Source organism: Pseudohongiella sp. (assembly GCF_011050365.1).
Taxonomy (GTDB): Bacteria; Pseudomonadota; Gammaproteobacteria; order Pseudomonadales; family Pseudohongiellaceae; genus Pseudohongiella.
In genome coordinates this window covers 283,749-309,308 of sequence record NZ_DRFV01000002.1, presented here as the reverse complement: position 1 = coordinate 309,308, position 25,560 = coordinate 283,749, and the positions used below count along the sequence as shown (strand labels likewise).

Here is a 25,560-nt window from a genome sequence, read left to right as displayed (position 1 = left end):
AAATCTGCTGGCTGAGACGTTGACCGGGACGTATCGACTGCGGCAGCAATAACCACGCCAGTCACTGCCAATATGCTTTTGCCGGCCTGATAGCGGCACCAGCATGGTCCATCATGGGTTACACTGCGTATTCTCATTCTAAGCTTTCCCTATGATGGACCCCAATTTGCGTTATCGCCCCGACCTCCGCTTCTTCCTGACCATGATTGCTTTCATCGGGCTGTTTGTCGCATTAACCCTGCCCAACCGCCTGGCCTGGATCAATCCGCCTGCCTTCATTTTCCTGCCATTGGAATTCATGATGATCGGGTTGTTGCTGCTGGTCCCGGGACGTGCCGGCGATGTCTGTCGGTGGTTGCTGACTCTGCTGCTTGGTCTGGGCATTTTGTTGCGGGGCGCGGATCTGGTGACCCATGAGATTTTTGCGCGTCCCTTTAATCTGGTGTTTGACAGTCACCTGCTGGCGGACGGCAGTCGCCTGTTGACCGGTGTGCTGGGTGATTTTGCGGCGTTGGCAGTTGGCTTTATGATGGCGGTGGCAGCCGGCCTGTTGTGCTGGCTGGCTTATGTCATGCTGCGCCGCATACAACATGCGTTGCGGTCCGCACCGCGTCTGTCTGGTGGTGCGCTGCTGGCACTGCTGTTGGTCGGACTGATTCTCGACAGTTCGGGGTGGCGGCGCACTGGCACCTTTGCCTGGGATCAGTTGGTGTTGCACGGGCAGGACACGATTTACAGCGTTCGCGACATACGCGAGTTTGCCGCAATCGTGAATGAAGACGAATGGGCTGACCGTTCCGGCGCTGGCCTGTTTGACCGCTTGCAGGGTAAGGATGTGTTTATTGTGTTCGCTGAGTCTTATGGTCGGGCACTGCTGGAGCGTGAGCCCTTTGCCGACTCAATACGGGCGACTCTGCTGCAGGCGCAGTCAACACTGGAGGCCGATGGTGTCCACATGCGCAGCGCATTTTTGACATCACCCACGGTGGGTGGGCTAAGCTGGCTGGCACACGCATCGGCTTTGTCGGGTGCCTGGATTGACAGTGAGACGCGCTATGAAAGCCTGGTTATCAGCCGGCGTGCCACGCTTAACCGGCTATTCCGTGATGCCGGCTGGCGCACGGTGGCGGCGATGCCGGCGATCAGCATGGCATGGCCGGAAGGCAACTACTATGGTTATGATCAGATTTATCACGCCAACAATTTTGGTTACCAGGGGCTGCCCTTTAACTGGGTGACCATGCCGGATCAATATGTCTGGTCAGCGCTGCACGGGCTTGAACGCGGTGAAGGCATCCGACGCCCGGTGATGGCCGAACTGGCGCTGATATCCTCGCATGCCCCCTGGACACCGGTAGCCAGGTTGCTACCCTGGGATGAAATCGGTGATGGACAGGTCTTTAATGCCCAGGCGCAGGCCGGACTCAGCCCGGAAGAGGTCTGGGCCGAGGTCGACAGCATTCGTGATCACTACCGGCAATCGATTGAATATATGTTGCAGACCCTGGTGTCCTACGTGCAGGAATATGGCGATGAGGATCTGGTCATCATGGTGCTGGGAGACCACCCGGCAGCACCGTTTATCACTGGCGACAGCGATGACAAGCAGGTGCCCGTGCATTTGATTGCCCATGACCCCGCGGTCATTGAGGCGATCAAAGACTGGCAATGGCAGCCGGGATTGCTGCCGGATGGCAACGCACCGGTGTGGCGTATGGACCGGTTGCGCGACCGTTTTGTTGACGCCTTCTCCGCCTCCCGGCAACAGGAGTTAAAATGACAGCACAAACAACCTGGCGGGAACGATTCGGACTCTGGCGATCTCTGCTGATGTATTACGGTATCCCCGGCCGGCAAGCGCGCATGCGTCGTCTGTATGGTCAGTTTATTCAGCGCGATGACCTGTGCTTTGAGATTGGCGCACACGTTGGTAATCGCCTTATGGCCTGGCGGACCCTGGGAGCGCGCGTCGTGGCGCTGGAGCCGCAGCCTTTGTTGATGCAGGCCCTGCGGCGTCGATACGGCGCGGATACTGCCATCACCTTGCTTGAGCAAGCCGTCGGTGCAGAGCCCGGCGAAGCCACACTGCACATCAGTACGCGCACGCCCACTGTGACGACCATGTCACAGGACTGGATAACACACGTCAAAAAAGATGCATCATTCCAGAAGGTGCAGTGGGACCGACAGGTTACCGTGCCGGTGACGACACTGGATGCACTCATCGCCACCTGGGGTGAGCCGGCTTTCTGCAAGATCGACGTTGAGGGCTTTGAACTGGCTGTGCTGCAAGGTCTGTCGCGGCCACTGGCAGCGCTGTCCTTCGAATACATCCCGGCAGCCATTGCAGTTGCGCTGGGCTGCATCAAGCGATTGCAGGAGCTGGGCGAATACCAGTACAACCTGGCACCCGGTGAAACGCACCGCTTGCAGTTTGAACAGTGGTTGTCCGCGGAAGATATGAACCAGCATCTTGGGCAAGTGCGTGAAGGCAGTGGCGATGTGTATGCCCGGCTGGTCAGTGCCAACCGGCGCAAGTAACGCCAACTGACGCGGAAACTAAACCGTACCTGAGACGGTCTACTGTTGACACAGAGTTGTGTGGGAGAAAATCATGGCAGGTGGTTGGTCGAAAGACGGTGCCGTACAGGATCAGATTGACGCCAGTGTTGAAGAAGCTGTGGAGCGTGCCCGTCAGGGGCTGGCCGTTGGTGAAAGTGCCAGGGTCTGCGAGGAGTGCGGTAAAAAAATTCCCGAGGCGCGGCGTAAGGCCATGCCCGGTGTGCAATTATGCATCAGCTGCCAGAGCGAACTTGAAGAAGATGAATCAGGGGCGTCGGGCATTAATCGGCGCGGCAGCAAAGACAGCCAGCTTAGATGAAAGCATCCGCGCGAGGCTGTGCCTGCCACGACCCAGGCGTTGCTGTGACACTCCTCTATACCACTCAATTGATTGAGCTGGTCATTGTTGTTACCAAGTAAGGGTATTAGCCTATGCCTGCAAACCGGATCGAACATCACCCGCAACGTCACTGTTTTACGGTCCATACCGACGGCAAGGAGTCCATTCTGCAATACCGTTTGCTTGTAGCGGACGCTGGCAACCCGGGTGTAGACTTCACCCGCACCTACGTGCCGGAACAACTGCGTGGCCAGGGCATTGCCGAAGCCCTGGTGCGCCGCGGTCTGTCATGGGCCAAAGCGCAGAACCTGCAGATTCAGGCCAGCTGTTGGTATGTACAAAAATTTCTGCGTTGATGCCTGGTGCGGTCTCAGGAAATCGAAACCTCAGCGCGCCAGGAAAGCCACCAGCAACTTGATCTGGAAATCATCCAGACGCTCGCCAAAAGCTGGCATCTGGCCGGTGCGGCCATAAAGCAGGGTTTCGCGGATGGTGTCGAGATCGCCCCCATACAGCCAGATATCATCTGACAGTCGTGATGCACCCAGCATCGGATTGCCGGCGCCATCAACACCGTGACAGGCCGCACAGTTTTGTTCGTACATGGCTTTGCCCGGATGAGTTTCGTCGCCGCCTTCGTGCAGCGTCATCACATACCCGGCGACATCATCAATGATTTCGGCGCTAAGGATGCTCTGCCAGGCAATCATGTTGGCGTTGCGGCCGCCACGCAAGGTCTGTTCAATCTGTTCCGGCGAGCCTCCCCATTGCCACACGGTATCCTGCAGGTTGGGGAACAGGTTGGCCTGTCCGCGACCCTCAGGTCCGTGACACACCGCGCATTCGCGTTGGTATATGCGGCCGGCGGTATCCATGAGGTTGGAATCGCCCTGGATCTCTGCCAGATCCATGTCGACCACCGCCATGCGAGCGGCAGCAAAACTTTCTTCAAAATTCTCCTGGCTGCTGGCGACCTGTTGTCCCTGCGACCAGTTCAGCAACCCGGGGTTGGAGCCCAGCCCCGGGAAAAAGATCAGATAGATCAGCGAGAAAATCATTGAGCCGAACAGCAGCCAGAACCACCATAGCGGTGGCGGATTATGCCCTTCTGCCAGGGTTTCGTCCCAGACCGGTTCGACCTCGGACTCTTCCTGCTGGTCGCGGCCAAAATAAATACTCCACACCAGCCACAATACAGCGCCGAGTGACACCAGAGTCACAACGACAATCCAGCCGGCCCAAAAACCTGAAGGCAACATAGCCATATCAGTCCTCGTCTTCCAAAGGTATACGTGAAGCGCGGTCCAGGGACTCTTTGGTACCCCGGCTACCGAGCCAGATGGCGAGGCCGATCATAAATCCCATGACCAGCATGTCGCCCAGAAATATGAACATGGTCAATGTGCACCCCCTTGCATCCCGGCGTCTTCTTCGCTGAAACCGGTGCCCAGCATTTGCAGGTAGACGATGAGTGCGTCCATTTCGGTGAGGCCTTCCAGGTCAGCCTCAGCGTTGGCGATTTGTTCGTCAGTGTAAGGGTGACCCAGACGACGCAGCACCGTCAGTTTGTTGGTGATGTTGCCGGTTTCGATCGCGTCGCGCTCCGCCAGCCAGGGGTAGGCTGGCATGATGCTGTTCGGTACCACCGCGCGCGGGTCCAGTAGGTGAAGTCGATGCCAGTCATCAGAATACTTGCCGCCGATCCGGTGCAGGTCAGGGCCGGTGCGTTTGGAGCCCCACATGAACGGCCGGTCGTATACGAACTCGCCTGCGCGCGAATACGGTCCGTAGCGTTCAACTTCAGCAATCAACGGGCGAATCTGCTGGGAGTGGCACACTACGCAGTTTTCGCGCATGTAAATGTCGCGGCCGGTCAGTTCCACAGCGGTGTAAGGGCGGGTGTTGGCGCTGGCAGTTTCCAGACTCTCCTGCGTCAGCACCGGCAGCAGTTGAACCAACCCGCCAATGGCTGACACAAACAGAATGCCAAAAATCAGCAGCCCGGTGTTTTCTTCAATTTTGCGATGAAATGTCAGACCGTTCATGCGTTAACTCCGTAAGCTGGATCCACCGCCGGTGGCGTGACCTTGACTGCGCGCTGGCCTTTTAATGTCATGAACAGGTTGTAGGCCATCAGCACGGTCCCCAGCAGAAACACCAGCCCGGCGATCAGCCGCAGCAGGTAATACGGGGTCATGCTGGCCATGATGTCCTTGAAATCAAAGCTCAGCTCGCCGATGCTGTCGATGCTCAGCCACAACAGACCCTGGGATACACCTGCCGCCCACATGGCTATGATGTACAACATGGTGCCGGCGAAGGCCAGCCAGAAGTGCAGGTTGGCCAGGCGGGTGCTGTGCAGCTCGCGGCCGGCCAGACGCGGCACCAGGAAATAGAAGGTGCCGTAGGTGATCATGGCGTTCCAGCCCAGCGCGCCGGAATGCACGTGACCAATGGTCCAGTCGGTAAAGTGGCTGACCACGTTGACGCTGCGGATGGCCATCATCGGCCCTTCAAAGGTGGCCAGGCCGTAGAATGCCAGTGACAGCACAATAAACTTGAGCGCGGGGTCGGTGCGCAGTTTTTCCCAGGCTGTGCTGACGGTCATCACGCCGTTGACCAGCGTAGCCCAGGAGGGTGCCAGCAGGATGACACTCATCACCACGCCCAGCGACTGTACCCATTCGGGGATGGCGTTGTAGTGCAGGTGGTGCGGGCCGGCCCAGATATACGCGTAAACAAAGGCCCAGAACGCGACCACGGACAGGCGATAACTCCAGATCGCACGGCCGGCAATCTTGGGGAGAAAATAGTACACCATGCCCAGAAAACCGCCGGTGAGCAGGAAACCTACCGCGTTGTGACCGTACCACCATTGCACCACGGCATCCTGCGCGCCGGCATAGGCGGAGTAGGACTTGTCAATCGACACGGGCAGGGCGAGGCTGTTGACCACGTGCAGCATGGCGATAACGATGATCAGCGCGCCATAGAACCAGTTGGAGATATAGATGGGTTTGATTTTTCGCTTGGCGATGGTGCCAAAAAACACGACACCAAAACAGATCCAGACGATGGCAATGGCGATATCAAAGGGCCACTCCAGCTCGGCGTACTCTTTGGTGGTGTTCCAGCCAGCGAGCAATGACAATGCCCCCAGCAATACGATGAGCTGCCAGGCGTAACACACAAACCAGGCCAGGCGCGGCGCGAACAACGTCACGTGCGAGGTGCGCTGCACGCTATAAAACCCAGTGGCCATCAGTGCAGAAACCCCAAAGCCAAAGATGACGCCATTGGTGTGCACGGGGCGCAAGCGTCCGTATGACAGCCAGAATTGACCAAAATCAATGGTGGGCCATACCAGCTCGGCGGCAATATAAACCCCGACTGAAATCGCTATCACTGCCCAGATCACCGAGAACTGGATCAGGCGGATGACAATCTTGTCCTGGTAAATCTTGTTCTCGACAGCTTGCATCAGGTTTTCCATTTGCTTTTGAAATCGTTTGGTAACAGGTCTTTTAAAGAATTAAACGCCCAGCAGCGGGCCCACGCCCAGCACCCACAGCGACATGCTGATCCCCAGCAGGCTCACGACAGCCACCAGCAGCCACGCCATCAGCGCCGAGGCCATCAGCATGCCACGTTCGGGCGGCGTCTCCAGGGCGACAGGAATACCGCTGTAAAGCAGATACATGCCCCAGATGGTAGCGGGAATCAGAACCAGCACGTTAACCAGTACATCAGGGAAAAGGTGCGCGGCACTGGCTATCGCCAATGGCTGACCGACCATGGTGATCAGCGCCATATGGCGTCCCAGTGAGACACTGGCACCATAGGTTTTTGCCATCCAGCGGCTGATGATGGCAGTGCTGAAAAGTCCGAACAGCAGCGCCACAAAATAACCGGCACTGATTATCAGCAGGGTGTTGGTGGTCATGAACAGAGGTTGATCCGCGCCCAGTCGCCAGCCAAAATTGGCGGCGCCGATCAGCGAGAACACCGGCGGTAAAAGCAGTAGCCACAGAGAATAGCTCAGGAAAATACGAAGCGACGAGGGTTCCGCTCGGGCCAGCTCGGCAAACGCCTGCTGCGGCTGGTACAGAGATCTGAACAGGGTCAGACTGGAGATGTTTGAGCTCATAGGCCTTCCGCTGGTTGGGGTCAACGTCAAAGCACAGTTGGACAGCCGCAATGCCAATAACGTGAACGTGGCGTTACAATCTCGAAGTTTCACCCTAACACATTAATTGGTAAGTGTTGAAGTCTCGCTGCCAAGTGTGACGGGCCGCAGTATAGGGGGTAGTGGCCTGGGTTTTATTGATCCAGCGCAAAGCTTTTGACAGGTGGCGCTAGCCGATCAGTGTCAGCAAGTCATCGGCAAAGCTGTGCGGGTGCCAACGCTGACGACCGCTGCTTTGCGAATGCACGGTAATGAACTGGATGTCCGGGTCTTGCCACGATGCCTGAAACTCTGACAGCAATCTCTCAGTATCGCTGGCATCAAAGATGTAGCTCATCATGTCCGGCGTCTGCCAATGCGCCGTTGTATCTGATTGCCCGTCAGCGAGTTCAAGCAAAAACGCTTTATAGGTGGCGAACTCTGACCAGCGTCTGGGGGGCTGGGCCAGCAGCACCTGCCACCAGGGTTGCTGATACGCCTGCTCCAGCCAGGCAAACATGGATCTGAGCGTTGCCACGTGTAGCAAAAATGGCGTATCGAAGTAGCTGTCATATGACTGCTGTCGATTGGGCGGGATATGCAACAAGGCATCAGCCTGCAGGACCCATTTCCGGGTTTTTCCCTTAAACTGGGCCAGTGGCTTACGATCGGAGAAACAGACCACCGCATCGCGTTTCAGTATCTCTGTCAGATCGGCAGCGGGAGTCACAACAACATCCGAGTCAACAACCAGCACATAGTCTGTGTCTGCCTGTGACGCCATGGCCAGCTTGGAAATCTGTTGTGTGTGCCAACCGGTATAGTGCGGCCAGTGCGGCCAGCCCAGCTCCCGGGACAGACTGCCGCTGATGCGGGTCATATGACGGCCGATCAATGTTTGCAGTGATGTGGCCCGGCGTCGTGCCTGCTCGATTGCCGGCGGCAAAACCTGTTCAGTAGTGCGAAGTCGGGTGGTGTGACTGTTTTGGCTGTCGGTCAGTAATGCGGAGAACACAGCGAAATCTTCTGACTGAACCACCGTTGTGTGTTCAAGGCCGCCCAGGGGTCCTTGCGCCAGAGAGCGCAACAGAATGCGGTAGTGGTCCAGATCTCCGGACCAGGTCGGTGTGACCAGGCTGATCGTGGGTGAAGGTGCCATTATCATACGATCCAGTGACTGACTTGAACCAGTGTACAGTAATTCAGTGCAGAGAAATTCAGTGCAGAGAAATTCAGTGCAGAGGAATTCAGAGCACAGCAGTTCGGAGTAAAACAACGGCTCAATGGGATCATCCCGGCTGATTGCCCGGAGTGCGACCCGGTGCCGTCAAGCGCCAGGTCGCAGGGTCAGAGGATTATGAGTTGTTAACGGTAACAATGAAGTCCGCTTCAAATAAGCGGTTCTCGAACATTTCCTCTGTCATGGTACCGCTAATGGTGACTTCGTCGTTAACATCCAGCTGCAGATAGCCTTCGTTATCCAGAGGGTCATAACCCAGATCATCCACTTCCACAATCATCAGATGGTCACCCGTATTGAGGACAAGCTCCTCTTCCAGAGGCTCGACCGCCGTGATCGTGCCCTGAATGATGGCGTCACCTTCCATAATCGGGCCTGTAACCGTCACAATCGGATCAAAGAATGTGGCTGCCTCCTCATCCATTGCACTGGCATAGAAGTAAGAGTTAATTGACTCGACGTAAACGCTGCTCGCCTCAATTGTGGTCATCTCGAAAAAATCATCGTCGATCAGACCGTTCACAGTCACGCTATCGCCAGGCAATAGTTTATAGGCATCTGCGTCTCGGTCGCCGTCATCCATTTCCACAGTCACTGAGGCGCGTCCGTAATCCAGCAGAAAAGAATCCCTCTGCACTGACTCAATGGTGCCGCTCAAGCTGATCCAGGTATCGTCAGGTTGCAGGTAAGGTGACTGCGTTTGGGCGGCAGTCGAAGCGGAAAACATTACGGCGCCAATAGACGCCAGCAGTTTGGCGTTTCTCATGACTCACTCCTTTCGTTTCTCAACGATTTGCTCAAAATGCATGGCCACTCTGTTTGCCCCACTCGCAACAAGCCGATGTCGCCGGTGACGCATGTGCCATGACAAAAAAAGCTGATACCAAAGAAATAAATCTTTGATTAATCAGCTTGGTTGCTTAAAACCATGACAAAGATAAAAGGCCCTGTCAAATGACCGGCCGGACATTTTCCATGATTGGGCAAACGGTTTATAATCTGTCACTAACAGATCGTAAGTTGATATTTTAAGGGAGCAAAATATTATTCTCCGTGTGCACTGCAAGTGGTGCGACGGTAGCCGCAGGGAAACAGAATAAGCGAATTTAAGTCAGGATAAGGACGATAACAGTCAGATGAGACACGATTTCGCCGACCGAGACCTGCTACTGGGTGTGCTGGGAGAAGTGCGTGATGCGGTACTGATCACCGATGCCCGGCTCGCGTTGCCGGGTCCCGTCATCGTCTACGCCAATCCCGCTTTCTGCGCCATGACCGGCTATGAGCCCGAAGAACTCGTGGGCCAGACGCCGCGTTTGATGCAAGGCCCGTTAACCGACAAAGACTTGATGCAGCGCCTCAAAGAGCAGCTGGTCTCAGGGCAGGCGTTCTTTGGCGAAACGGTCAACTACCGAAAGGATGGTTCGCCGTTTCGCATGGAGTGGTCAATACGACCTTATCCTGCGACTGGCACTCCCCGATACTTTATCGCCATTCAACGTGATGTCACGGCATTGCGTGACCTTGAGCAGCAGCGCCGGCAATTGCAGGCGCTGACCGATATACAGACCAAGGCGGGTACCGCCGGTCTGAATTTGCAGGCCATGCGTGAACAGGTGGCGCAAATCGGGCTCGCGATCACCGGCGCCGACGGCGCTGCCGTGGAAGAGGCGGCAGGAAAAGAGATGGTGTACACGGCGGCAGCGGGCACGGCAATGAGTTCGCTGGGACTGCGCCTGCCGGTTTCCGGCAGTCTGTCGGGTGCCTGTTACCGTGATCGCGTGCCCATGTACTGCCGTGACACCCATAATGAGCCGCGCGTCGCGCGTGAAGCGGCTGACCGTGTTGGTTTCCGCTCCGGCCTGCTGGTGCCGATGATTCACGAAGAGCGCTGTTTCGGGGTACTTAAGGTCTACTCAAGCCAGGTCGGCGCTTTTAGCGACAGTGATCTGGACATACTCAATATGGCCAGTCGCGTGCTGGCATCCTCGCTCTATGATGCCCAGAGCTTCGAGCAGCAACGTCAACAACGCACCCAGCTGATTGATGCCTTGCCAATTCTGATTGCTCGGATTGACATGCAACTGTGCTTTCGTGAAATAAATGCGGGCTACACGGAATGGTTTCAGCGTCCTGCCGGGCAGATCATTGGCAAACCGGCAGTGGACGTCGTTGGCCCGGAGCTTTTTGAACAGGCGTTGCCCTACATGCAAGCGGCGTTGGCGGGCGAGGAAGTGATTTTTGAGCAACATCTGTGGCAGCCCGATGGCAGTATGATGCCGGTGGAGCTAACCTATATTCCACAGCGTGACGATGACGGTCAGGTTGTCGGCTTTTATTCTCTGGCGCGTGACATCAGCGATCGCCGGCGTGCCGAGCGTGACCACCTCACCCAGACCCTGAATCGCCGGGGTTTTGATGCACGACTGGATATCGCCTTTGCTACGGCCAAGCGTTATCAGAGACCTCTGTCACTGATTTTTGTTGACCTTGATCACTTCAAAAAAGTAAATGACAATTATGGCCACGCCGTGGGTGATGAAGTTTTGCGCACGGCGGCGCAGGTGCTGTGCGAACAGGTCCGGGACAGCGACATCGTCAGTCGCTGGGGTGGTGAGGAGTTTGTGATCCTGGCGCCGGAGACGCCGTTGGCCGAAGCCGCACAGTTGTCCGAGCGTCTTCGGCAGCGGCTGGCATTTTTTCAGCATCCCGAGGTTGGCCAGGTGACGGCGAGTTTTGGTGTTACGGAACTGGCCAGCGAGCAGAGCGAACGGGATTTTATCAACCACGCTGACCAGGCCCTGTACGCGGCGAAAGGCGCGGGGCGCAACCGGGTTGAGTGTTACCGCCCCTGACACTGGCGCTGTTGTCGCCATGGCAAGTAACACCAGAGGCAACGACGAACCGGGTGTTATGGAGCGTTTGCGGGTGGTCCGTCCGCTGAATCAATTGTCCAGCAAGGCATCAACTTTCGCCGCGGAGATAAAGTCATTCTCCGACAGACCGCCAATGGCATGCGTACTGTAGACCACGGTGGCTTTGTTGTAGCCAAAGGTAATATCCGGGTGGTGATCTTCACCATGGGCAATCCAGACCACAGCATTAACAAACGCCGACGTCTGGTAATAGTTTTCGAATTTGCAAGTGCGGCTGATCTGTTTGCCTTCGTTTTCCACTTTCCATTCACCGTCGATCATGACCAGGTACTGTTTGACCTGTTCGGCGCCCATCGGGTCAGCATCACTGTCGCACGGTTTGCATTTTCGCGTTGTCAGATCATTCATGACCGGACTCCTTGTTGCTAAGTGTGTCTCCATCTTAACGCGAGCCCCCGCCATCAGGTCAAATGCCGACGCGGGCAGTGCTCCGTCGAGCTGCATTGGGTAACTGTGCTATACTCGCTGGCTTTTTCGAGAAGTCCTGATTCATGAACGTCTCCACCAATCGCCCTCCCGTTCTTGTGCTCGTCCCGATCAGTATGCTCTGCACGCTGGTCGCGGTGGTGTTCGGTCGTCTGGCCTACGGGCTGGTATTACCTGTCATGCGCGAGACTCTTGAGTTGAGCTACTCGCAGGCGGCCAATCTGGGTACGTTGACTGCTTTGGGTTATCTGGTGCTGTTGCTGTATGCGGGTGTGTTCGCCGGCCGCCATGGCGGCAAGAAGTCGATCCTGCTGGGACTGTCGCTGGGGGCCATCGGATACACCGGACTCAGCCTGTTTTCTGCCTATCCTCTGCTGATGCTCTGCATGACGCTGATGGGATTCGGTACCGCGTTCACTTTTACGCCACTGGTTTCTCTGCTGGGTGCCTGGTATCCCGAGCGTCGGGGCATGGTGATCGGTTTTGCCGGCAGTGGTGTGGGCATTGGCATACTGCTCGCCGGCGCGTTGATTCCGGTCATCACACAAACGGGTGATGAAGCCAGCTGGCGTATGATATGGGCCAGCTTTGCCGGTATCGCTGTGTTCGCAATTGTGCTGGTGATGATTTTTCTGCGCGACCCGCCGCTACATGAAGAACCGGTTTCGATGCGGCAGGGCCTGACGATAGCCTATCAAAACCCGCATGTTATGCGCATGGCGCTGATCTACGGTGTGGTGGGTCTGACGTATATCGTGCAGGTGTTGTTCATGTACAGCTTTGCCCTGGATGCCGGCGTCGACCCGCAAATTGCCGGGCGTCTGGTGGCTGTCATGGGGTTTGTGTCGATTTTTTCCGGACCGGGATGGGGCTGGCTGGCAGATTTGGTAGGCCACGGACGCGCCCTGATTTTTTGCATGACGGTGGCAATTGTTGCCACCTTGCTGCCGGTGATCTGGCCCGAGACCTGGGCGTTTACTGTGCATTTTGTGTTGGTGGGGCTGTCGGTAACGGGGCTCTTCACGTCGGTGCTGGCCGCCGCTACCAGCACCGTAAAGCCGCAGCATGCCGCCATGGCGGTCAGTTTTGTTACGGTGTTTTTCGCTCTTGGGCAATTGATCGGCCCGGCGCTGGCCGGTTTGCTGATCGACTGGCAGCAGGACTTCCGGTTGACCTTCGCGCTTAGCGCCGTGTTGATGTTTGTCGGTGCGCTGGTCAGCTACAGCAGTCTGTCTGTGGCCAAAGCGTAACGGACCGTTTCCCGATGCTGGTGTTTGCCACACGCGTGCTCAAAGATGCTACGGTGACGTATGTGAAGCAATTTTAATACAGGAGGATTTATGGTCACGCCATTGAATTATTACCTGAAACGTATCGCCCCTGTTCTCGCTGCGCTCACGTTGAGCGCCTGCGCATCCTCTGATGAGCGTTACGAAGCGCCTTCGTACGCGTCCATGTACGACGGTGACACCTATCGGGTCATCTGCACAGGACTTGAAAACAGAGATATTTATGTCAGATACGATGCTCTGGATAGCTTCTACCACCCCGATGGTGCGTTGAAGTCCCGTGACGAGTTTTGTCTGGAGAATGCATCAGGCGCCCGGCAGCGTTGATCTGGCAGCCAACAGATTTGCTGCTAGCTCTTCCAGACCATCAATCAGCCGGGGTCCGGCGCGGCTGAAATGGGCATTGCCGTCGCCGACAATCACGTTTCCTTCGCGTACGGCGCGCAGTGATAACCAAGGCGCATGGTCTGCCAACAGGTGCAGCGCCGCTTCAGATTCCTCGAGTGAGTAGCCACAGCAGCCCACCACAATAATATCCGGGTCACATTCTGTGATCGCCTGCCAACTTAACGTGCCCGAGCGCTGGCCGGCCTTCACCAGACAGCTGGTGCCGCCCAGGATATCGATCAGGTCAGGTATCCAGTGCCCGCCACTGAACGGTGGGTCCAGCCACTCCAGGAATAACACTTTGTCTCCGTTCAGGATCTGCTGACGGGAGACCGCTTCCGCGCGTTCGCGTAATTGCATCACCAGTTGCCGTGCTTCAGATCCGGCATACACCGCATCGCCGACACGAATTATGTCGTCGTAAACATCATCCAGGCACGAAGGAGCCAGCTCGACCAGTTTGCAGTCACCGGGCAGATCGGCAACCGCCTGGTACACATCCCCGGATGAGACCGCACACACATCACATAGGGTCTGGGTCACAATAACGTCCGCGCGCAATTCTGCCAGCTTCTCAATGTCGAGGGCATAGAGTCCCCGGCCGGCTGCCATCTCCTGGCGTACAAACTGATCAATAACAAGCTGCGTTTCATGCACCGGCACCCGCGTACTGGTCAGCACGTCGAGATCGCAGATTTCGGCTGGGTAATCACAGCTGTGCGAAATGCCTACCAGTGTGCAGATGTTGCCCTGGTGCGCGCCCAGCGCACAGATGATTTCGGTTGCGCTGGGCAGCAGCGAAACAATGCGCATGATTCAGGCCTCAGGCGGTTCGCCATTGGGGTTGAAAACGGCGAATGTATTCGTACAGGCCAAACAGTAGCGTGGCGTACAGAGCATCACCTAACAATGAGCGTCCGAAGAACGGAATCGCACTGATGTAACACTGCACAAACCCTTCCAGCGTGCGCGGATAATACATCAGCCAGGCACTCAGATTGGAGATTATGAAAAATACTGTGGCGGAGGCCAGCACGGCGCCGATCAGGCGTTCTGGTGTACGTCGACGCGCAAGCCACACGCGCCCGATTACAGCGCTGCACCAGAAACCCGCATACACCAGCGCCATGGCGGGCAGAGCGTAAAACCCGTTGATCATGTCGCTGAGCAATAACGCGCCCATCGGCAGCAACCAGGCCGTGCGCGAGGGCAACAAGGCCCCGGCGAACAGACCCAGCGCCCCGATGGGTGTCACGTTCATCGGGTGCGGCAGCAGCCGCATGGCCGCGACCACGACGATAAGCGCAACGATGGTAAACAGTTCCGATTTTTGCCTGTGGCTGATTTTGGTTATGGGCATCACGGGCTCCTCAGAATATGTAACGTGTGGTTAATAAAGCGGTACGGCCATAGGTATTGTAGCCATCCACTACCTGATAATCCTTGTCGAACAGGTTGCCGATCTTCAGTTGCAGACCGAAATCATTGAGCAGCTGATAGGAAAAAGCCAGGTCAAACACGGCATTACCGGCAACCGATGAAGTACCAAAAGTCACCGGGTCAACGTCCTTCTGCGTGCCACGCAGCAGCCAGGTCAGCCCCACATCGAGTTTGTTGAATTCACGCGAGATGCCGGCACTGAGTATCTCATTGGGGCGGCGGAGCAGCTCCTGCCCGGTGTCGCTGTTCTCATGATCCAGCAGGGTCAGCGCAGCATTGGCATCCCAGCCCAGCCAGGAACCACTGACTGCCAGTTCAGCACCGTTGATGGTGGCCCGGTCAACATTGGTCAGGCTGCTAAATGACGCGTCGGTGGTGATCAGGTTTTTGATCTCGTTGCGAAACGCATTGATCGACCAGCGGGCGCCGGCATGATTGCCTTCCAGGCCGATCTCCACATTGCGAGAGGTTTCCGGCTGCAGATCGGGGTTGCCAAAAAAGAAGAAACCCGGGAAATCGACGTAAAGCTCCACCAGGGACGGTGCCTTGTAAGCGGTGCTGTAGGACGTCCAAAGCTGCATGTTGTCACCGAGGTCGGTACCGATTGCGGCCTTGCCCGTGGTTTTGCCACCGAACTGTTCGTTGTCGTCGTAGCGCAGAGACAGGGTGGTGTCGACTGAGCTGTTGCTCAGCGCAAACTGCGTGTCCAGCACGGCAAACGCCGCGCCGTTGTCGCGTGTGGTGTCGGTCTGCGTGGCACCGCTCATCTCGTACAGCAGTTCCTCGGATTCAAAATCTGCGCCCACCACGATGCTATTGTTGTCACCAAGCTGCACGTGATTCTGCCAGTTGATGGCATCGCGCTCGGTACGGCTGAGTGAGGCGAAGGTGCTGTCATTAACACTCTCGTCAATGAAGCGGGAAACCTGCAGGTCACTCTGCCAGCTGTTGGTCACTGGCAGACGCAATCCGAGGTGCGCGGTGCGGCCTTCGCCGTTGTTGATGCCGCCGTCGTATTCCAGTTGTGAATCGGTGAGGCTGTAGGCGCCATGCAGTGCTGCTCCATTGCCAAACTGATGGGCAATGGACAGGTTCGCTGCATCATTGTCATAGGCACTGCGGCGGGCGCTGGGCCGGGGCGTATGAATGGGGCGTATGCCATCGGTCTGTTGGTGCGACACATTCAGTGCCAGCGAGGTATGGGTACCCCGCAGGTTGAAGCCTCCGCTGCCGTTGTAAGTGGACTCGGTGCCGGCGGCGGCGCTGAGGTTGCCGCTCAGGCCAGGCTCTGCATCACTGTGTGCTGCCTGTTTGGTGAAGATCTGGATGACACCCCCAATGGCATCGGCGCCGTACAGACTGGACTGCGGGCCGCGTACCACCTCAATACGCGCGATTTGTGCCACCGGAATATTCTCCAGACGGGCGAAACCTTCGCTGGCGGTATTGGCTTTGACGCCATCAATCAGAATCAGGGTATGGTCAGAATTTGTTCCGCGCATGAACAGGCTGGTCTGCGTGCCCTGACCGCCGGTGCGGGCCATCTGAATGCCGGGCGCGCCGGCCAGCAAGTCGAGCAGGCTCTGAGCCTGCGCGGCTTCGATGTCATCCAGTGTAAACACGGTGGACGCGGCCAGGGTTTCGCCCAGCGGCTGTGCCAGCCGGTTGGCGGTGACAATCATTTCCTGGGTTCCGACGTCGGCAGACGTGTTGGATTGGGCTGCTACGCTGGCTGCCACTGGCAGTGTGGAAAAAAACAAGACGGCACAGCTCAGTGCTGTGTTAGTGGTTGTAAAAATTTTTTGCGACATTGTGCAATCTCTCACCCGAGTGCGTGTAGTTAAACGCCGGGGAGGAAACAGCAACGGAGAGGGGCCTCAACAGTGCGGGCTATTTCAGAATGCCAACACAACAGAGCAGGGGGCGACTTTCCGCAGCACTGCCCTCCGCAGCGTGTCGTTGGCATCAGGCCGGTCTCCGGGCTTACAAGTCATAACCGTCGTTGTGCTGACGGGTATCAAGCCGCATCGCCTTCCCATCAAGTCTGGCGCCAGGCGCTGAATGACAGTGGCATATCGATGTGACTTACTTGCTTACCGTTGCGGGGGCAGCGTTGGCATTGAACTCTTATCTTGGGTTCGAGTCGCACCAACTTCCCGTTTAATTCTGCTGTCTGACAGCAGAACACCTGAAGCGGCGGGAACATTAGGTGATTGCTGAGGGGAAGTCAAATCTGTGAGTGTGCGTTGTGACAACGATACCGTCGCCAACAGCGTCACCGGCAACTTTTTGCGTGTATTCGAATTTACATGATGTGCCTGGATAAAAATAGCTTGCCATATGCTTGACTGCTCAACTACATGTCAATATACTTGCGCAATCAAACATTAATCAAGGAGGCTGTTGTGGCCACATCATCGCAAAGCGAACTCATTCTCAAGCTGGTGGCATTGCATACCAAAATCCAGAAGCAAATCGCCGGTCCGCTGTCATTTCACGGTATCAGTTTTACCGAGTACCTGGTGCTACGGCAATTGCATGCAGCCCCGGAAAACAAAATGCGCCGGATCGATCTGGCCCAGCAAGTCGGACTCAGCGCATCGGGGGTCACCAGGTTGCTGAACCCCATGGAGAAAGTCGGTCTTATCAGCAAGGAAGAGGCGCCACGCGATGCCAGGGTGAGTCTGGTGACAATAACGAGCGCCGGTGAAACGATTTTTAGCGATGCTGATGCCTCGTTTGCACAGGTGGCACAGTCCGTTATGCAATCACTGAGTGGCGAAGATCAGAAAAGCCTGAGCAGGTTGACTGGCTTGTTGCTCTGATAATGAAGAATGGAGTGTGCCTGGTCAATTGACATCGTTTACTTTGCGGGGAGCGCCGGACGGTTACGTTAACTGAAAATGCCCGGCCTCAACTTCCTCACTCTCCACATGAACCCAGTCAATCTCCAGCGCCAGATCTTTCTTTAACGTCTGAATCATGGATTGAATATGTTGATAAGCGAGTGCTTTTTGCTCTGGCAGCACGCTGATCAGAATCTGCATGCCCGGTTCCTGTACCACACCTTCGTAATGCGACTTGTAAAGATGCCCCTCTGCCGCCCAGATGCCGTCGATCGGGCGGCAACAGGCGCCGGCGAAGTGTTTCCCCAGGTGTGGTGCAAGAGACACCAGACTTTCCTGATAGGGGAACGACGGTGACGACAAGGTGACGGTATAGCGGATGCGTTTCATATGTCACTCATGATTTTTGTAAAATAATGCGGTCAAGATTACCACGACAAGGACAGTGATGCTGAGCACGTTTTCAGCGGAGATCAGGGCGAATATGTCCAGAATGCCCAGCGTGTCGCCGTGCTCCATGTCATTGCTCAGGCTTGCCAGATCGACCACCAGCGCTAGCAGGCTGAGCGCTCCCAAAAACGCCAACAGGGTCTGAATACTGCGGGTTTGGGCGCGTCGTGATTCTTCCACCAGACGGTCCAGGCGCTTTTGCACCAGTTGCGCGAGTTGCTGAAGTCGGTGTTCCTGTTGCTTCACCTGCCATGCGTTGTCGAACTGCGCCAGTAGCAGGCGCCGTTTGCCTTGTATGCCCGCCTGTGCAGAGGAGTATTGTATGCAGATGAATTCAATATGATCATTACGGTACTGATGCAGGTCGACAGAATTTTGCAGCGCCATTCTGGTTCGATTTTTTTTCTTGTTAAAGTACGCACCGTTAAATTGCGTCAGGGTTTTTTCCAGCAGAGATTCTGTGCGCAATACCAGTGCTGCATGAAACTGCGACAGCACCATGACGCGACGCATATCCTGCAGATGTGCCGGATCACACAATAGCGAATTACCTGATCCCAGCAATAATATATCCGACGTATCATCAACGCTTTTCAGCCAGTGATGATAATGAGAGGGAGGCAGCTCGGGTGACTGCACCAGCATTCTGGCGACCCAAAGTGGCCGGGCATCACACAGTGCTGACGGTGTATCGGCATACACTTTGTAAGATTTTGGTGAGATAAAATGCCCGGTACCTTCCTGTTTATACAGGTGCGACAATATCGGTTTGAGGTATCTGGTCGATAGGGTGCCGATGCGCTCACTGATAGCGAGGTCATCGACGTCGCCAAGATCAACCGCAGTTTCCAGAACAATTGCCAGCACTGCCAGACAATTGTCGTAGCAGTAAAGCCTGGCATCCACTACGTCGTCTTCCTGCATCATTGCCTGCAGGCTGATCTCGGCGCCAACCTGATAGAACAATGGCAGGTTGTCATGCTCTAGTGAGCCGTATCCCATTGGCCACTCGCACGCATTCACCGACACACCGGGGAAATCGTCGAGCAATCGGGTGAGTATCCGGAGTTTCTCATGGGTGCTGGTGATCAGCTCGGTTTGCCAGTTGACTGGCACACAAATAGGCGAAAATGTATAAAATATCAAGACGGGATCTCCCACACCTCAATATGGCCGCGCCGGTCAACACTGTAGCCACGCTCCCCCGGCAGCGCCTGATCAAGCCCGTGACGTTGCAAGCCGGCGATGACACGCGATCGCTCCGTTTCATCCAGTGATTGCAGCACCGCGTCCGCGCGCCGCAGCAGGTACAACAGGTAGGGTTGTATACCGGTAGTGACCGGCACACCACGGAACTGTGTATCAATCTTGCCGAGGTAACGCTGGTGGGGTTTGTCGCAAACCGGTTGTCCGTCTGCAGGTTGTAAATGGTTCACGTGTACATCCATGAACACCAGCTTGTCGGTCAGCTCGGGAAATATTTCATCTGCAATATGGGCGAACAGCGGGGTCAGCGTTTCCGGAATGCTGTCGTCGATGAAGTAGTCGGTGCCGTAGTCCACGAATTCGGGTACATCCAGCCCCGGCGCTGTCATTCGCTCGACCCAGCGGAACACGCGCGGTGCGCGGCGCTTCATCAGGTCTGCAGGCACCGGGTCGCGACCCAGGTGCGCGAACATCGGGCCGATCAGGCCATAGTCTGCGACTGAAGGCCGCCCGCCGAACAGATACGGGTGCAGGCGCAAATGTTGTTCCAGGATATCCATTAGCGACTCAAAGGAGCGTTCGATCAGGGGAATGCTGGCTTCGGTAACTCCGAGCTGTGGCAGGTAGGACTGCATGCGCGCCATGATTTTTCCTGCCATATCTGGCCCGGACCCTGCCGCAAAGGCATCTTTGATAAACGCTTCCTGCTCACCCAGATACGACCAGCGATAATGCATTGCATGCCGCAGCATGGCCTGGCTGCCGTAATACTGCACGATGATGGCCAGCACTCTTTGCAATGGTCCTTCTGGATAGGCAGGCCAGGGCACACCGGCGCGCTCGAAGTGATCGATGATCTCGACGCTGTCCTGAATGATGCTACCGTCTGGCAGCTCCACGACAGGAATGATACTGCGCCCGATAGCCGGTGTGATGCGTTGCGCGAAGTCAGGGTGCGAGGTGGGGCGCTCAATGTAGGCAGTGCCCTGGGTGCGCAGGTAGCAGCGCACCACACCGGTGTATAGGGAGTGCGGAGCGCCGTAAAGAATCAGTGGGCCTGTTGAAGGCGGTGCCTGGGTCATTTGATGCGGCGTCTCTCTGCTATATTGTGCTGACCGACAGTGTAGCAAAAATTCCGTTCATACAAGCGCGTGTTGCCTGAATAATACAAATTCCTCCGGGGTGGGGGGTGTGGATGGTGCCGATAGCTGGTACGGTACCAGATCACCCGCTACGAAGGAGTGAGTGTATGAAAACCACATGGGTACTGGTTGCTGAAAATAGCCGCGCCCGGTTGTTTAACTGGAAATCCCTCAACGTTCTTGACGAAATCAAAACCTTTTCCCACCCCGAAAGTCGCCTGCACGAGCAGGATCTGGTCTCCGATAAGCGCGGAAGATCATTCGACAGTGCCGGCTATGGCCGCCATGCGCAGGAAGCGCCGACCAGTGCCAGACAGCACGAGTCCGAGACTTTCGCCAAGGAAATCGTCGCCGAACTGGATCAATGCCGAAGCCGCAATAAGTATGAAAAACTTTTTATTATTGCGGCGCCGCATTTTCTCGGACAGCTACGAGACGAGATGTCCCCCTCACTGCACAAGGCAGTAGTGCAGGAGATCAGCAAGAATATGGCACAGCAGCCGACTGAGGATATCCGCAAACATCTGCCTGACAGCCTGCCGGTATAGATAGCGGTTCCTGTCCCGAGATAGACACTCCTCTCTGATTGGAGCATTTTAATGCGCGTTTTTAGCAATCCGGTTGGCGCCGGATCTCTCTGGTTCGATAATCTTGCCACCGCCGATGGCACACCTGTTGCCTACGATCCGCAGGCACGGGCTTTTCTGCCCATGCCTCCTTTTTGTGCCAATCGGGACAGAATAGGTTGTAACTGGATAGCGCCAAAAGAGGGTGAGTTCTGCCGATCGTGTGCCATGACAGCGCTGGCGCCTGATCCGGACATAGCCAATGCCATTCCCAATTGGGCACAGACCGAGGCGGCCAAGCGTTGGGCGCTGGATAACCTGGGGCGCTGGCACTGGTTTCGACCGGAAGACCCCGGCGCCCGTCCGGTATTTCGTATGCTGGCTGAAGGGCCGACACCGGTTGCGATGGGCCATGTCGGAGGCGTGGTTACAATCAGTGTGGCCGAGGCGGACGCTGTACTGCAGACGACTCGCCGTGAAGCACTCCAGGAACCCTATCGCACCATGATTGGCCACATGCGCCACGAGATATCCCATATGCTGTGGTGGCGGCTGAGTCTGCGTGAGGATTTTCTTGATGCGTTCCGCGCCATGTTTGGTGACGAGCGAATCGACTACACGGCGGCACTGCAATACTACTTCGAAAACGGTCCGCCGGTGGCGTGGAAGCAGCACTATCTGACCAGTTACGCCACCGCTCACCCTCATGAGGATTGGGCAGAAACGGCGGCGCACCTGCTGCACCTGACCGACATTGCTGACAGTTTTGTCGCCACCGGCCTGTCATCGCCCCGGATGCCCGATGCCGGCTGGGATCCGTATTCGGAGCCCGATGCTGAGAGACTGATCAGCACCGCGGCCTCGCTCACCGTGGGCGTCAATCACGTTAATCGCTCGATGGGGTTGGCGGATATTTATCCATTTGTGCTGTCGAATCACGCCCGGCAAAAACTGGCGTTTGTGCACGGCTGGTTGCGGCGCGGTGCCCAGGGGCTTTGAGTCGATCATCCTGAAGTTGGAGCAAAGTGACTCAATATTGTGAGGCTGCAACCAACCCCCTTGCCGGTCCCGGATCCGGTCGGCTGCTTCCAGGCGCCGGTCGCCACCTTAGCGGACATCGGAAGCGGTGGACAGGCCTGAGGCTGGCGTTTAAGCTGAGCCAAACAGTGTCCCGGTTCAGAGGTTTGCCATGTCCAGAAGTCTTGTTGCATCATTGCGCAGAAGTCTGTTGCGTTTGAAATACCGACAGTTCATGGCGGCCTGGCTGCTCTCAGGCCTGGGTGCCACAGTGCTCGCCTGCAGCCCCGATGGGGCCGAGTCCCCGTCGTCCCCAAGCGAGTCTGCCGCGCCCGCCGCTGCACAGGCCGACCCGACCTTGCGTAACCTAAGCCAGGGCCAACTCACCGGCGTGGTGCAGGACAACGGCAGCCTGGCCTGGCAAGGTATTCCCTTCGCGCAACCGCCCGTTGGCGAGCTGCGCTGGAAGCTGCCGCAGCCGCCCGCGCCCTGGAGCGGAACTCTCGCTGCCACCGACCCCATTCAGCCCTGTCCGCAATTTGTCTCCGGTCTGTCCGCCGGCATTGCCGACCCGGACGGTGACGGTATTGTCGGCAGCGAAGACTGTCTGTACCTGAGTGTTTACGCTCCCGACAACATCCCTGAAGGCGAAAGCCTGCCGGTAATGTACTGGATCTTTGGTGGCGGCAACAACAGCGGTTATGCCGGTGATTACAACGGCGGTAAATTGGCGCAATCACAGGATGTCATCGTGGTGACGGTGAACTACCGTCTGGGCAGTCTGGGCTGGTTCTATCATCCGGCCATTCTGGCAGCGGATGCCAGCGGCGCCGCTGCCAGTGGTAACTGGAGCACGGTGGATACTATCGCGGGGCTGCAGTGGGTGCAGAACAACATCGCTGCATTCGGCGGTGATGCGGACAATGTCACCATTTTTGGTGAATCCGCCGGCGGCGGCAATGTTATGAGTCTGGTGACCTCGCCCATGGCTGAGGGTCTGTTCCACCGCGCCATTGTACAAAGTGGCGGCATCGGTACCACCTCTGTTGCGCAGGCCGTGAATTACCGCGACGATGATGTGCCCGGCCACGCTCACAGCTCAAAAGAAATCATCAACATGATCCTCCAGCGTGACGGCCTGGCTGCCGACCGGGCCAGTGCCATGGCGCTGCAGGAGTCCATGAGCGACGATGCGATCCGGGATCTGTTGTACAGCCAGGATGCGGCGGCCTTCCTGCAATTGTACAACCCGGAAGCGGCGCGTAATTATCCGGCGCCGAAAAAGTTTACCGATGGCACCGTGTTTGTTGAGCAGGATCCGTTAGCGCAACTGGCCTCCGGTGACTACAACCAGGTGCCCATTATTCTGGGTACCAATCGCGATGAGCGCCGCATCTATCTTTATGCCGCGATGACTGATGTCATCCGTAATGATCCGCAAGAGTACATCCGGTTCGCGCACTATCCGTCGGTGCAGTGGAAATGGCGCGGTGTTGACAATCTGGCCCGACGCATGGCTCCGGCACAGGACGCGCCGGTGTACGCGTACCGCTTTGACTGGGACGAACAGCGCACCAGCGACAACGGCCTGGACATGGCGGTTGCTATCGGTGCTGCGCACTCTACCGAAATGGCGTTCATATTCGGCGACTGGGATGTAGGTTTTATCAGCGGTGACGCACTGTATTATCCGGCCACCAATCCGGGGCGAGACCAGTTGTCGGCGGCAATGATGTCGTATTGGACCAACTTTGCCTACACGGGCGCAACCGGCACCGGTCGCGATGGCGCATTGCCACTTTGGCAACCCTGGCGCAACGGTGAAGGTAATCCCAAAACCCTCATTCTGGATTCATCAGCCGATCGCGGTATCCGTATGATGAACGACGAGGTGACGCTGGACAGCATCAAGACAGATTTCATGGCCGAACAATGGAGTGCGCCGCAGAATCGTTGCCGGGCCTATCTGGCGACTTTTGGCGGTACGTCTGCGTTTGACCGTGATGAATACAATGGACTCGCTGAGGGCGGATGCGGAGATTTGTGATGCGCGCTGTTTACCGGATACTGATTGCGCTGGCATTTTTGTTTGCGGCGCTCATGTGTTATTCCTTTGGTTTGCCCGCCGGCGGGGCTATTTTCCTGATTCTGGGCATCGCCTTTGAAGGCGCGTTCTGGATTACCCTGTTCGGTCGCAGGCGAGCCAGGAGAGGGTGAAGAGTGAATCTGTGGTTGCTGCCTGATTGTGGTTGAAGTCAAGCACCCCAGGGATCGGGCCCGCCTGCGCCGCATGGCGCTGATTGCCCAGGGGCTGCTGCAGTCGCAACCCTTTGGGCGCGGCTTGGCAGGCGCCCGCAACGCTATCGACCATCTGGGCTACGTGCAGATTGATACCATTTCCGTGGTCGAGCGCGCCCACCATCATGTGTTGTTCTCGAGAGTGCCGGGCTTCAAACCTGCCATGATTAATCAACTGATGCGTTCCCGTGATATCTTCGAATACTGGTCTCACGCGGCCGCGTTTTTGCCCATGGCCGACTTCCGTTTTTCTTTGCCTTATAAACACGCCATTAAAAGTGGCAAGACGCACTGGTTCCGGCATCGTGATGATAAACTTATGCGCGAACTACTGGCGCGTATACGATCTGATGGTCCGCTACGGTCCCGTGACATCGACGCAGGTGACCGCAAGCAGGCCGGCTGGTGGGACTGGAAGCCGGCGAAGAAAGCGCTGGAACAGCTGTATATGCAGGGCGATCTGATGGTCAGCGATCGCGAGGGTTTTCAGAAAAGTTATGACCTGACCGAACGCGTGTTGCCGGCAGGTGTGGACACACAAATGCCCACGTTGGAGGAGTTTTCTGCGCATCTGATGGAGCAACAGTTGCGTTGTCATGGCCTGGTGTCACTCAAAGGGCTGACCTATCTGCGGCGCAATGCGGAGCTGCGCAGCGCGGTAAAAAATCTGGTCGATGAGCGCCTGACGCAAGGGCAGTTGCAACAAGTCGGTGTCAGCAACGGCGACGTTTTCGTATTGCCTGCCGGCGCGCTCGACAAGCGTCTTCCTCGTGTACCAGACCGGCTGCTGATTCTGTCACCCTTCGACAACAGTGTGATCCAGCGCGATCGGCTGAAAGCGCTGTTTGACTACGACTATCAAATAGAATGTTATGTGCCGGCTGCCAAACGTCAGTATGGTTATTTCTGTTTGCCATTGCTTTACCGTGATGAGTTCATCGGGCGCATGGATTGCAAAGCGCATCGAAAAACCGGTGAGTTGGAGATCAAGTCTCTGTACCTTGAATCGTACGGGTTTGATGAGGAGACCGTTATTGCCGCGCTGGTTGATGCCGTGCAGGAATTTTGCCGGTTTCAGCAATGTGACTCAGTGTCGCTGACCGCAGCCCATCCCTGGCAACTGGCCGCGCCGCTGCGCAAAGCGCTGGCAGCTGCAGGGTCATAACACAGTACCTAAAGTGTTGATCACTGAAACCAGAACGCCGGTGCACAGCCTGCGGCGCGGGTCAAAGCAGTCACACGCCGACACG

General features: G+C 56.6%; 27 protein-coding genes and 1 riboswitch. Of the genes, 13 read left to right on the top strand and 14 right to left on the bottom strand.

Features of this window, described 5'->3' with window-relative positions; all coding sequences use genetic code 11:
* Window positions 1-151 precede the first annotated feature (151 nt).
* The 4 genes from ENH71_RS02805 (at window position 152) to ENH71_RS02790 (ending at window position 3,258) form a co-directional block, all read left to right on the top strand.
* Entirely contained in the window at window positions 152-1,780 is a 1,629-nt protein-coding gene (locus ENH71_RS02805; RefSeq protein WP_294136100.1) for an alkaline phosphatase family protein, read from the top strand.
* Window positions 1,777-2,541, top strand: a complete 765-nt coding sequence (locus tag ENH71_RS02800) for an FkbM family methyltransferase (protein ID WP_294136102.1) — start codon at window positions 1,777-1,779, stop codon at window positions 2,539-2,541. Before ENH71_RS02805 ends, ENH71_RS02800 begins: the two co-directional genes overlap by 4 nt.
* A gap of 73 nt (window positions 2,542-2,614) precedes the next feature.
* Window positions 2,615-2,881, top strand: a complete 267-nt coding sequence (locus tag ENH71_RS02795; protein WP_294136104.1) for a DksA/TraR family C4-type zinc finger protein — start codon at window positions 2,615-2,617, stop codon at window positions 2,879-2,881.
* 113 nt (window positions 2,882-2,994) lie between these two features.
* Window positions 2,995-3,258, top strand: coding sequence for a GNAT family N-acetyltransferase (locus ENH71_RS02790; protein WP_294136106.1), 264 nt, complete (start codon window positions 2,995-2,997; stop codon window positions 3,256-3,258).
* A gap of 30 nt (window positions 3,259-3,288) precedes the next feature.
* Here ENH71_RS02790 and ccoP read toward each other — a convergent pair whose 3' ends face one another.
* The 7 genes from ccoP to ENH71_RS02755 form a co-directional block, all read right to left on the bottom strand.
* A complete protein-coding gene (gene ccoP / locus ENH71_RS02785) occupies window positions 3,289-4,167 on the bottom strand; it encodes a cytochrome-c oxidase, cbb3-type subunit III (RefSeq protein WP_294136110.1) in 879 nt (292 codons plus the stop codon).
* A gap of 1 nt (window position 4,168) precedes the next feature.
* Window positions 4,169-4,303, bottom strand: coding sequence for a hypothetical protein (locus ENH71_RS02780; protein ID WP_294136112.1), 135 nt, complete (start codon window positions 4,301-4,303; stop codon window positions 4,169-4,171).
* Window positions 4,300-4,947 (bottom strand): cytochrome-c oxidase, cbb3-type subunit II, encoded by a 648-nt coding sequence (ccoO, locus tag ENH71_RS02775; protein ID WP_294136115.1) that lies wholly within the window; start codon window positions 4,945-4,947, stop codon window positions 4,300-4,302. Before ccoO ends, ENH71_RS02780 begins: the two co-directional genes overlap by 4 nt.
* Window positions 4,944-6,383, bottom strand: coding sequence for a cytochrome-c oxidase, cbb3-type subunit I (gene ccoN, locus ENH71_RS02770; RefSeq protein WP_294136118.1), 1,440 nt, complete (start codon window positions 6,381-6,383; stop codon window positions 4,944-4,946). The genes ccoO and ccoN overlap by 4 nt, the downstream gene beginning before the upstream one ends.
* A gap of 51 nt (window positions 6,384-6,434) precedes the next feature.
* Entirely contained in the window at window positions 6,435-7,049 is a 615-nt protein-coding gene (locus ENH71_RS02765) for a Yip1 family protein (protein ID WP_294136120.1), read from the bottom strand.
* 208 nt (window positions 7,050-7,257) lie between these two features.
* A complete protein-coding gene (locus tag ENH71_RS02760) occupies window positions 7,258-8,226 on the bottom strand; it encodes a DUF6492 family protein (protein WP_294136123.1) in 969 nt (322 codons plus the stop codon).
* 196 nt (window positions 8,227-8,422) lie between these two features.
* Window positions 8,423-9,073: a hypothetical protein gene (locus tag ENH71_RS02755; RefSeq protein WP_294136127.1), complete on the bottom strand. Its 651-nt coding sequence runs from the start codon at window positions 9,071-9,073 to the stop codon at window positions 8,423-8,425.
* A 370-nt stretch (window positions 9,074-9,443) separates the two neighbouring features.
* Here ENH71_RS02755 and ENH71_RS02750 point away from each other — a divergent pair, with 370 nt between their 5' ends.
* The gene (locus ENH71_RS02750) at window positions 9,444-11,162 is read left to right on the top strand and encodes a sensor domain-containing diguanylate cyclase (RefSeq protein ID WP_294137460.1); all 1,719 of its coding nucleotides are present in this window, start codon (window positions 9,444-9,446) and stop codon (window positions 11,160-11,162) included.
* 90 nt (window positions 11,163-11,252) lie between these two features.
* Here ENH71_RS02750 and ENH71_RS02745 read toward each other — a convergent pair whose 3' ends face one another.
* The gene (locus ENH71_RS02745) at window positions 11,253-11,591 is read right to left on the bottom strand and encodes a 4a-hydroxytetrahydrobiopterin dehydratase (RefSeq protein WP_294137458.1); all 339 of its coding nucleotides are present in this window, start codon (window positions 11,589-11,591) and stop codon (window positions 11,253-11,255) included.
* A gap of 143 nt (window positions 11,592-11,734) precedes the next feature.
* On the opposite strand from ENH71_RS02745, the gene ENH71_RS02740 reads away from it, so the two are divergent.
* Both ENH71_RS02740 and ENH71_RS02735 read left to right on the top strand, forming a co-directional pair.
* A complete protein-coding gene (locus tag ENH71_RS02740; protein ID WP_294136582.1) occupies window positions 11,735-12,919 on the top strand; it encodes an MFS transporter in 1,185 nt (394 codons plus the stop codon).
* Window positions 12,920-13,009: 90 nt separating this feature from the next.
* The gene (locus ENH71_RS02735; protein WP_294136584.1) at window positions 13,010-13,285 is read left to right on the top strand and encodes a hypothetical protein; all 276 of its coding nucleotides are present in this window, start codon (window positions 13,010-13,012) and stop codon (window positions 13,283-13,285) included.
* Here ENH71_RS02735 and ENH71_RS02730 read toward each other — a convergent pair.
* Genes ENH71_RS02730 through ENH71_RS02720 form a run of 3 tightly spaced genes read right to left on the bottom strand, consistent with a single transcriptional unit; the run spans window position 13,265 to window position 16,596 of the window.
* Window positions 13,265-14,158 carry an ABC transporter substrate-binding protein gene (locus ENH71_RS02730; RefSeq protein WP_294136586.1) on the bottom strand — a complete coding sequence of 298 codons (894 nt, stop codon included), beginning with the start codon at window positions 14,156-14,158 and terminating at the stop codon, window positions 13,265-13,267. The genes ENH71_RS02735 and ENH71_RS02730 overlap by 21 nt on opposite strands.
* A gap of 10 nt (window positions 14,159-14,168) precedes the next feature.
* Window positions 14,169-14,705: a DUF6580 family putative transport protein gene (locus ENH71_RS02725; RefSeq protein ID WP_294136588.1), complete on the bottom strand. Its 537-nt coding sequence runs from the start codon at window positions 14,703-14,705 to the stop codon at window positions 14,169-14,171.
* A 10-nt stretch (window positions 14,706-14,715) separates the two neighbouring features.
* Window positions 14,716-16,596, bottom strand: a complete 1,881-nt coding sequence (locus tag ENH71_RS02720; RefSeq protein WP_294137455.1) for a TonB-dependent receptor domain-containing protein — start codon at window positions 16,594-16,596, stop codon at window positions 14,716-14,718.
* 140 nt (window positions 16,597-16,736) lie between these two features.
* Window positions 16,737-16,992: riboswitch (cobalamin riboswitch) on the bottom strand.
* A 198-nt stretch (window positions 16,993-17,190) separates the two neighbouring features.
* Here ENH71_RS02720 and ENH71_RS02715 point away from each other — a divergent pair.
* Complete coding sequence (locus ENH71_RS02715; protein ID WP_294136590.1) at window positions 17,191-17,610, top strand: MarR family winged helix-turn-helix transcriptional regulator; 420 nt, start codon at window positions 17,191-17,193, stop codon at window positions 17,608-17,610.
* Window positions 17,611-17,673: 63 nt separating this feature from the next.
* Here ENH71_RS02715 and ENH71_RS02710 read toward each other — a convergent pair whose 3' ends face one another.
* From ENH71_RS02710 to ENH71_RS02700, 3 genes are read right to left on the bottom strand one after another with little or no spacing between them, the layout of a single operon-like run.
* A complete protein-coding gene (locus tag ENH71_RS02710; protein ID WP_294136591.1) occupies window positions 17,674-18,021 on the bottom strand; it encodes a hypothetical protein in 348 nt (115 codons plus the stop codon).
* Window positions 18,022-18,024: 3 nt separating this feature from the next.
* Window positions 18,025-19,227 (bottom strand): hypothetical protein, encoded by a 1,203-nt coding sequence (locus ENH71_RS02705; protein ID WP_294136592.1) that lies wholly within the window; start codon window positions 19,225-19,227, stop codon window positions 18,025-18,027.
* Window positions 19,224-20,369 carry a glutathione S-transferase family protein gene (locus ENH71_RS02700; RefSeq protein ID WP_294136594.1) on the bottom strand — a complete coding sequence of 382 codons (1,146 nt, stop codon included), beginning with the start codon at window positions 20,367-20,369 and terminating at the stop codon, window positions 19,224-19,226. Before ENH71_RS02700 ends, ENH71_RS02705 begins: the two co-directional genes overlap by 4 nt.
* Window positions 20,370-20,536: 167 nt before the next feature.
* Between ENH71_RS02700 and ENH71_RS02695 the strand changes: the two genes are divergently transcribed.
* From ENH71_RS02695 to ENH71_RS02675, 5 genes are all read left to right on the top strand, one after another.
* Complete coding sequence (locus tag ENH71_RS02695; RefSeq protein WP_294136596.1) at window positions 20,537-20,977, top strand: host attachment protein; 441 nt, start codon at window positions 20,537-20,539, stop codon at window positions 20,975-20,977.
* Between the two features lie 51 nt (window positions 20,978-21,028).
* Entirely contained in the window at window positions 21,029-21,994 is a 966-nt protein-coding gene (locus ENH71_RS02690) for a zinc-binding metallopeptidase family protein (RefSeq protein WP_294136598.1), read from the top strand.
* Window positions 21,995-22,184: 190 nt separating this feature from the next.
* Window positions 22,185-24,059, top strand: coding sequence for a carboxylesterase/lipase family protein (locus tag ENH71_RS02685; RefSeq protein ID WP_294136600.1), 1,875 nt, complete (start codon window positions 22,185-22,187; stop codon window positions 24,057-24,059).
* Complete coding sequence (locus ENH71_RS02680; protein ID WP_294136602.1) at window positions 24,059-24,229, top strand: hypothetical protein; 171 nt, start codon at window positions 24,059-24,061, stop codon at window positions 24,227-24,229. The genes ENH71_RS02685 and ENH71_RS02680 overlap by 1 nt, the downstream gene beginning before the upstream one ends.
* Before the next feature lie 28 nt (window positions 24,230-24,257).
* Window positions 24,258-25,475 (top strand): winged helix-turn-helix domain-containing protein, encoded by a 1,218-nt coding sequence (locus tag ENH71_RS02675; protein WP_294136604.1) that lies wholly within the window; start codon window positions 24,258-24,260, stop codon window positions 25,473-25,475.
* The last annotated feature ends 85 nt before the right edge of the window (window positions 25,476-25,560 follow it).

Coding starts and splice junctions, on each gene's coding strand:
- ENH71_RS02685 (WP_294136600.1), top strand. CDS start 22,185: ATGTCCAGAAGTCTTGTTGCATCATTGCGCAGAAGTCTGTTGCGTTTG.
- ENH71_RS02725 (WP_294136588.1), bottom strand. CDS start 14,705: ATGCCCATAACCAAAATCAGCCACAGGCAAAAATCGGAACTGTTTACC.
- ENH71_RS02790 (WP_294136106.1), top strand. CDS start 2,995: ATGCCTGCAAACCGGATCGAACATCACCCGCAACGTCACTGTTTTACG.
- ENH71_RS02805 (WP_294136100.1), top strand. CDS start 152: ATGATGGACCCCAATTTGCGTTATCGCCCCGACCTCCGCTTCTTCCTG.
- ENH71_RS02720 (WP_294137455.1), bottom strand. CDS start 16,596: ATGTCGCAAAAAATTTTTACAACCACTAACACAGCACTGAGCTGTGCC.
- ENH71_RS02745 (WP_294137458.1), bottom strand. CDS start 11,591: ATGAATGATCTGACAACGCGAAAATGCAAACCGTGCGACAGTGATGCT.
- ENH71_RS02680 (WP_294136602.1), top strand. CDS start 24,059: ATGCGCGCTGTTTACCGGATACTGATTGCGCTGGCATTTTTGTTTGCG.
- ENH71_RS02750 (WP_294137460.1), top strand. CDS start 9,444: ATGAGACACGATTTCGCCGACCGAGACCTGCTACTGGGTGTGCTGGGA.
- ENH71_RS02695 (WP_294136596.1), top strand. CDS start 20,537: ATGAAAACCACATGGGTACTGGTTGCTGAAAATAGCCGCGCCCGGTTG.
- ENH71_RS02800 (WP_294136102.1), top strand. CDS start 1,777: ATGACAGCACAAACAACCTGGCGGGAACGATTCGGACTCTGGCGATCT.
- ENH71_RS02700 (WP_294136594.1), bottom strand. CDS start 20,369: ATGACCCAGGCACCGCCTTCAACAGGCCCACTGATTCTTTACGGCGCT.
- ccoO (WP_294136115.1), bottom strand. CDS start 4,947: ATGAACGGTCTGACATTTCATCGCAAAATTGAAGAAAACACCGGGCTG.
- ENH71_RS02735 (WP_294136584.1), top strand. CDS start 13,010: ATGGTCACGCCATTGAATTATTACCTGAAACGTATCGCCCCTGTTCTC.
- ENH71_RS02760 (WP_294136123.1), bottom strand. CDS start 8,226: ATGGCACCTTCACCCACGATCAGCCTGGTCACACCGACCTGGTCCGGA.
- ENH71_RS02690 (WP_294136598.1), top strand. CDS start 21,029: ATGCGCGTTTTTAGCAATCCGGTTGGCGCCGGATCTCTCTGGTTCGAT.
- ENH71_RS02740 (WP_294136582.1), top strand. CDS start 11,735: ATGAACGTCTCCACCAATCGCCCTCCCGTTCTTGTGCTCGTCCCGATC.
- ENH71_RS02765 (WP_294136120.1), bottom strand. CDS start 7,049: ATGAGCTCAAACATCTCCAGTCTGACCCTGTTCAGATCTCTGTACCAG.
- ENH71_RS02755 (WP_294136127.1), bottom strand. CDS start 9,073: ATGAGAAACGCCAAACTGCTGGCGTCTATTGGCGCCGTAATGTTTTCC.
- ccoP (WP_294136110.1), bottom strand. CDS start 4,167: ATGGCTATGTTGCCTTCAGGTTTTTGGGCCGGCTGGATTGTCGTTGTG.
- ENH71_RS02795 (WP_294136104.1), top strand. CDS start 2,615: ATGGCAGGTGGTTGGTCGAAAGACGGTGCCGTACAGGATCAGATTGAC.
- ENH71_RS02730 (WP_294136586.1), bottom strand. CDS start 14,158: ATGCGCATTGTTTCGCTGCTGCCCAGCGCAACCGAAATCATCTGTGCG.
- ENH71_RS02710 (WP_294136591.1), bottom strand. CDS start 18,021: ATGAAACGCATCCGCTATACCGTCACCTTGTCGTCACCGTCGTTCCCC.
- ccoN (WP_294136118.1), bottom strand. CDS start 6,383: ATGCAAGCTGTCGAGAACAAGATTTACCAGGACAAGATTGTCATCCGC.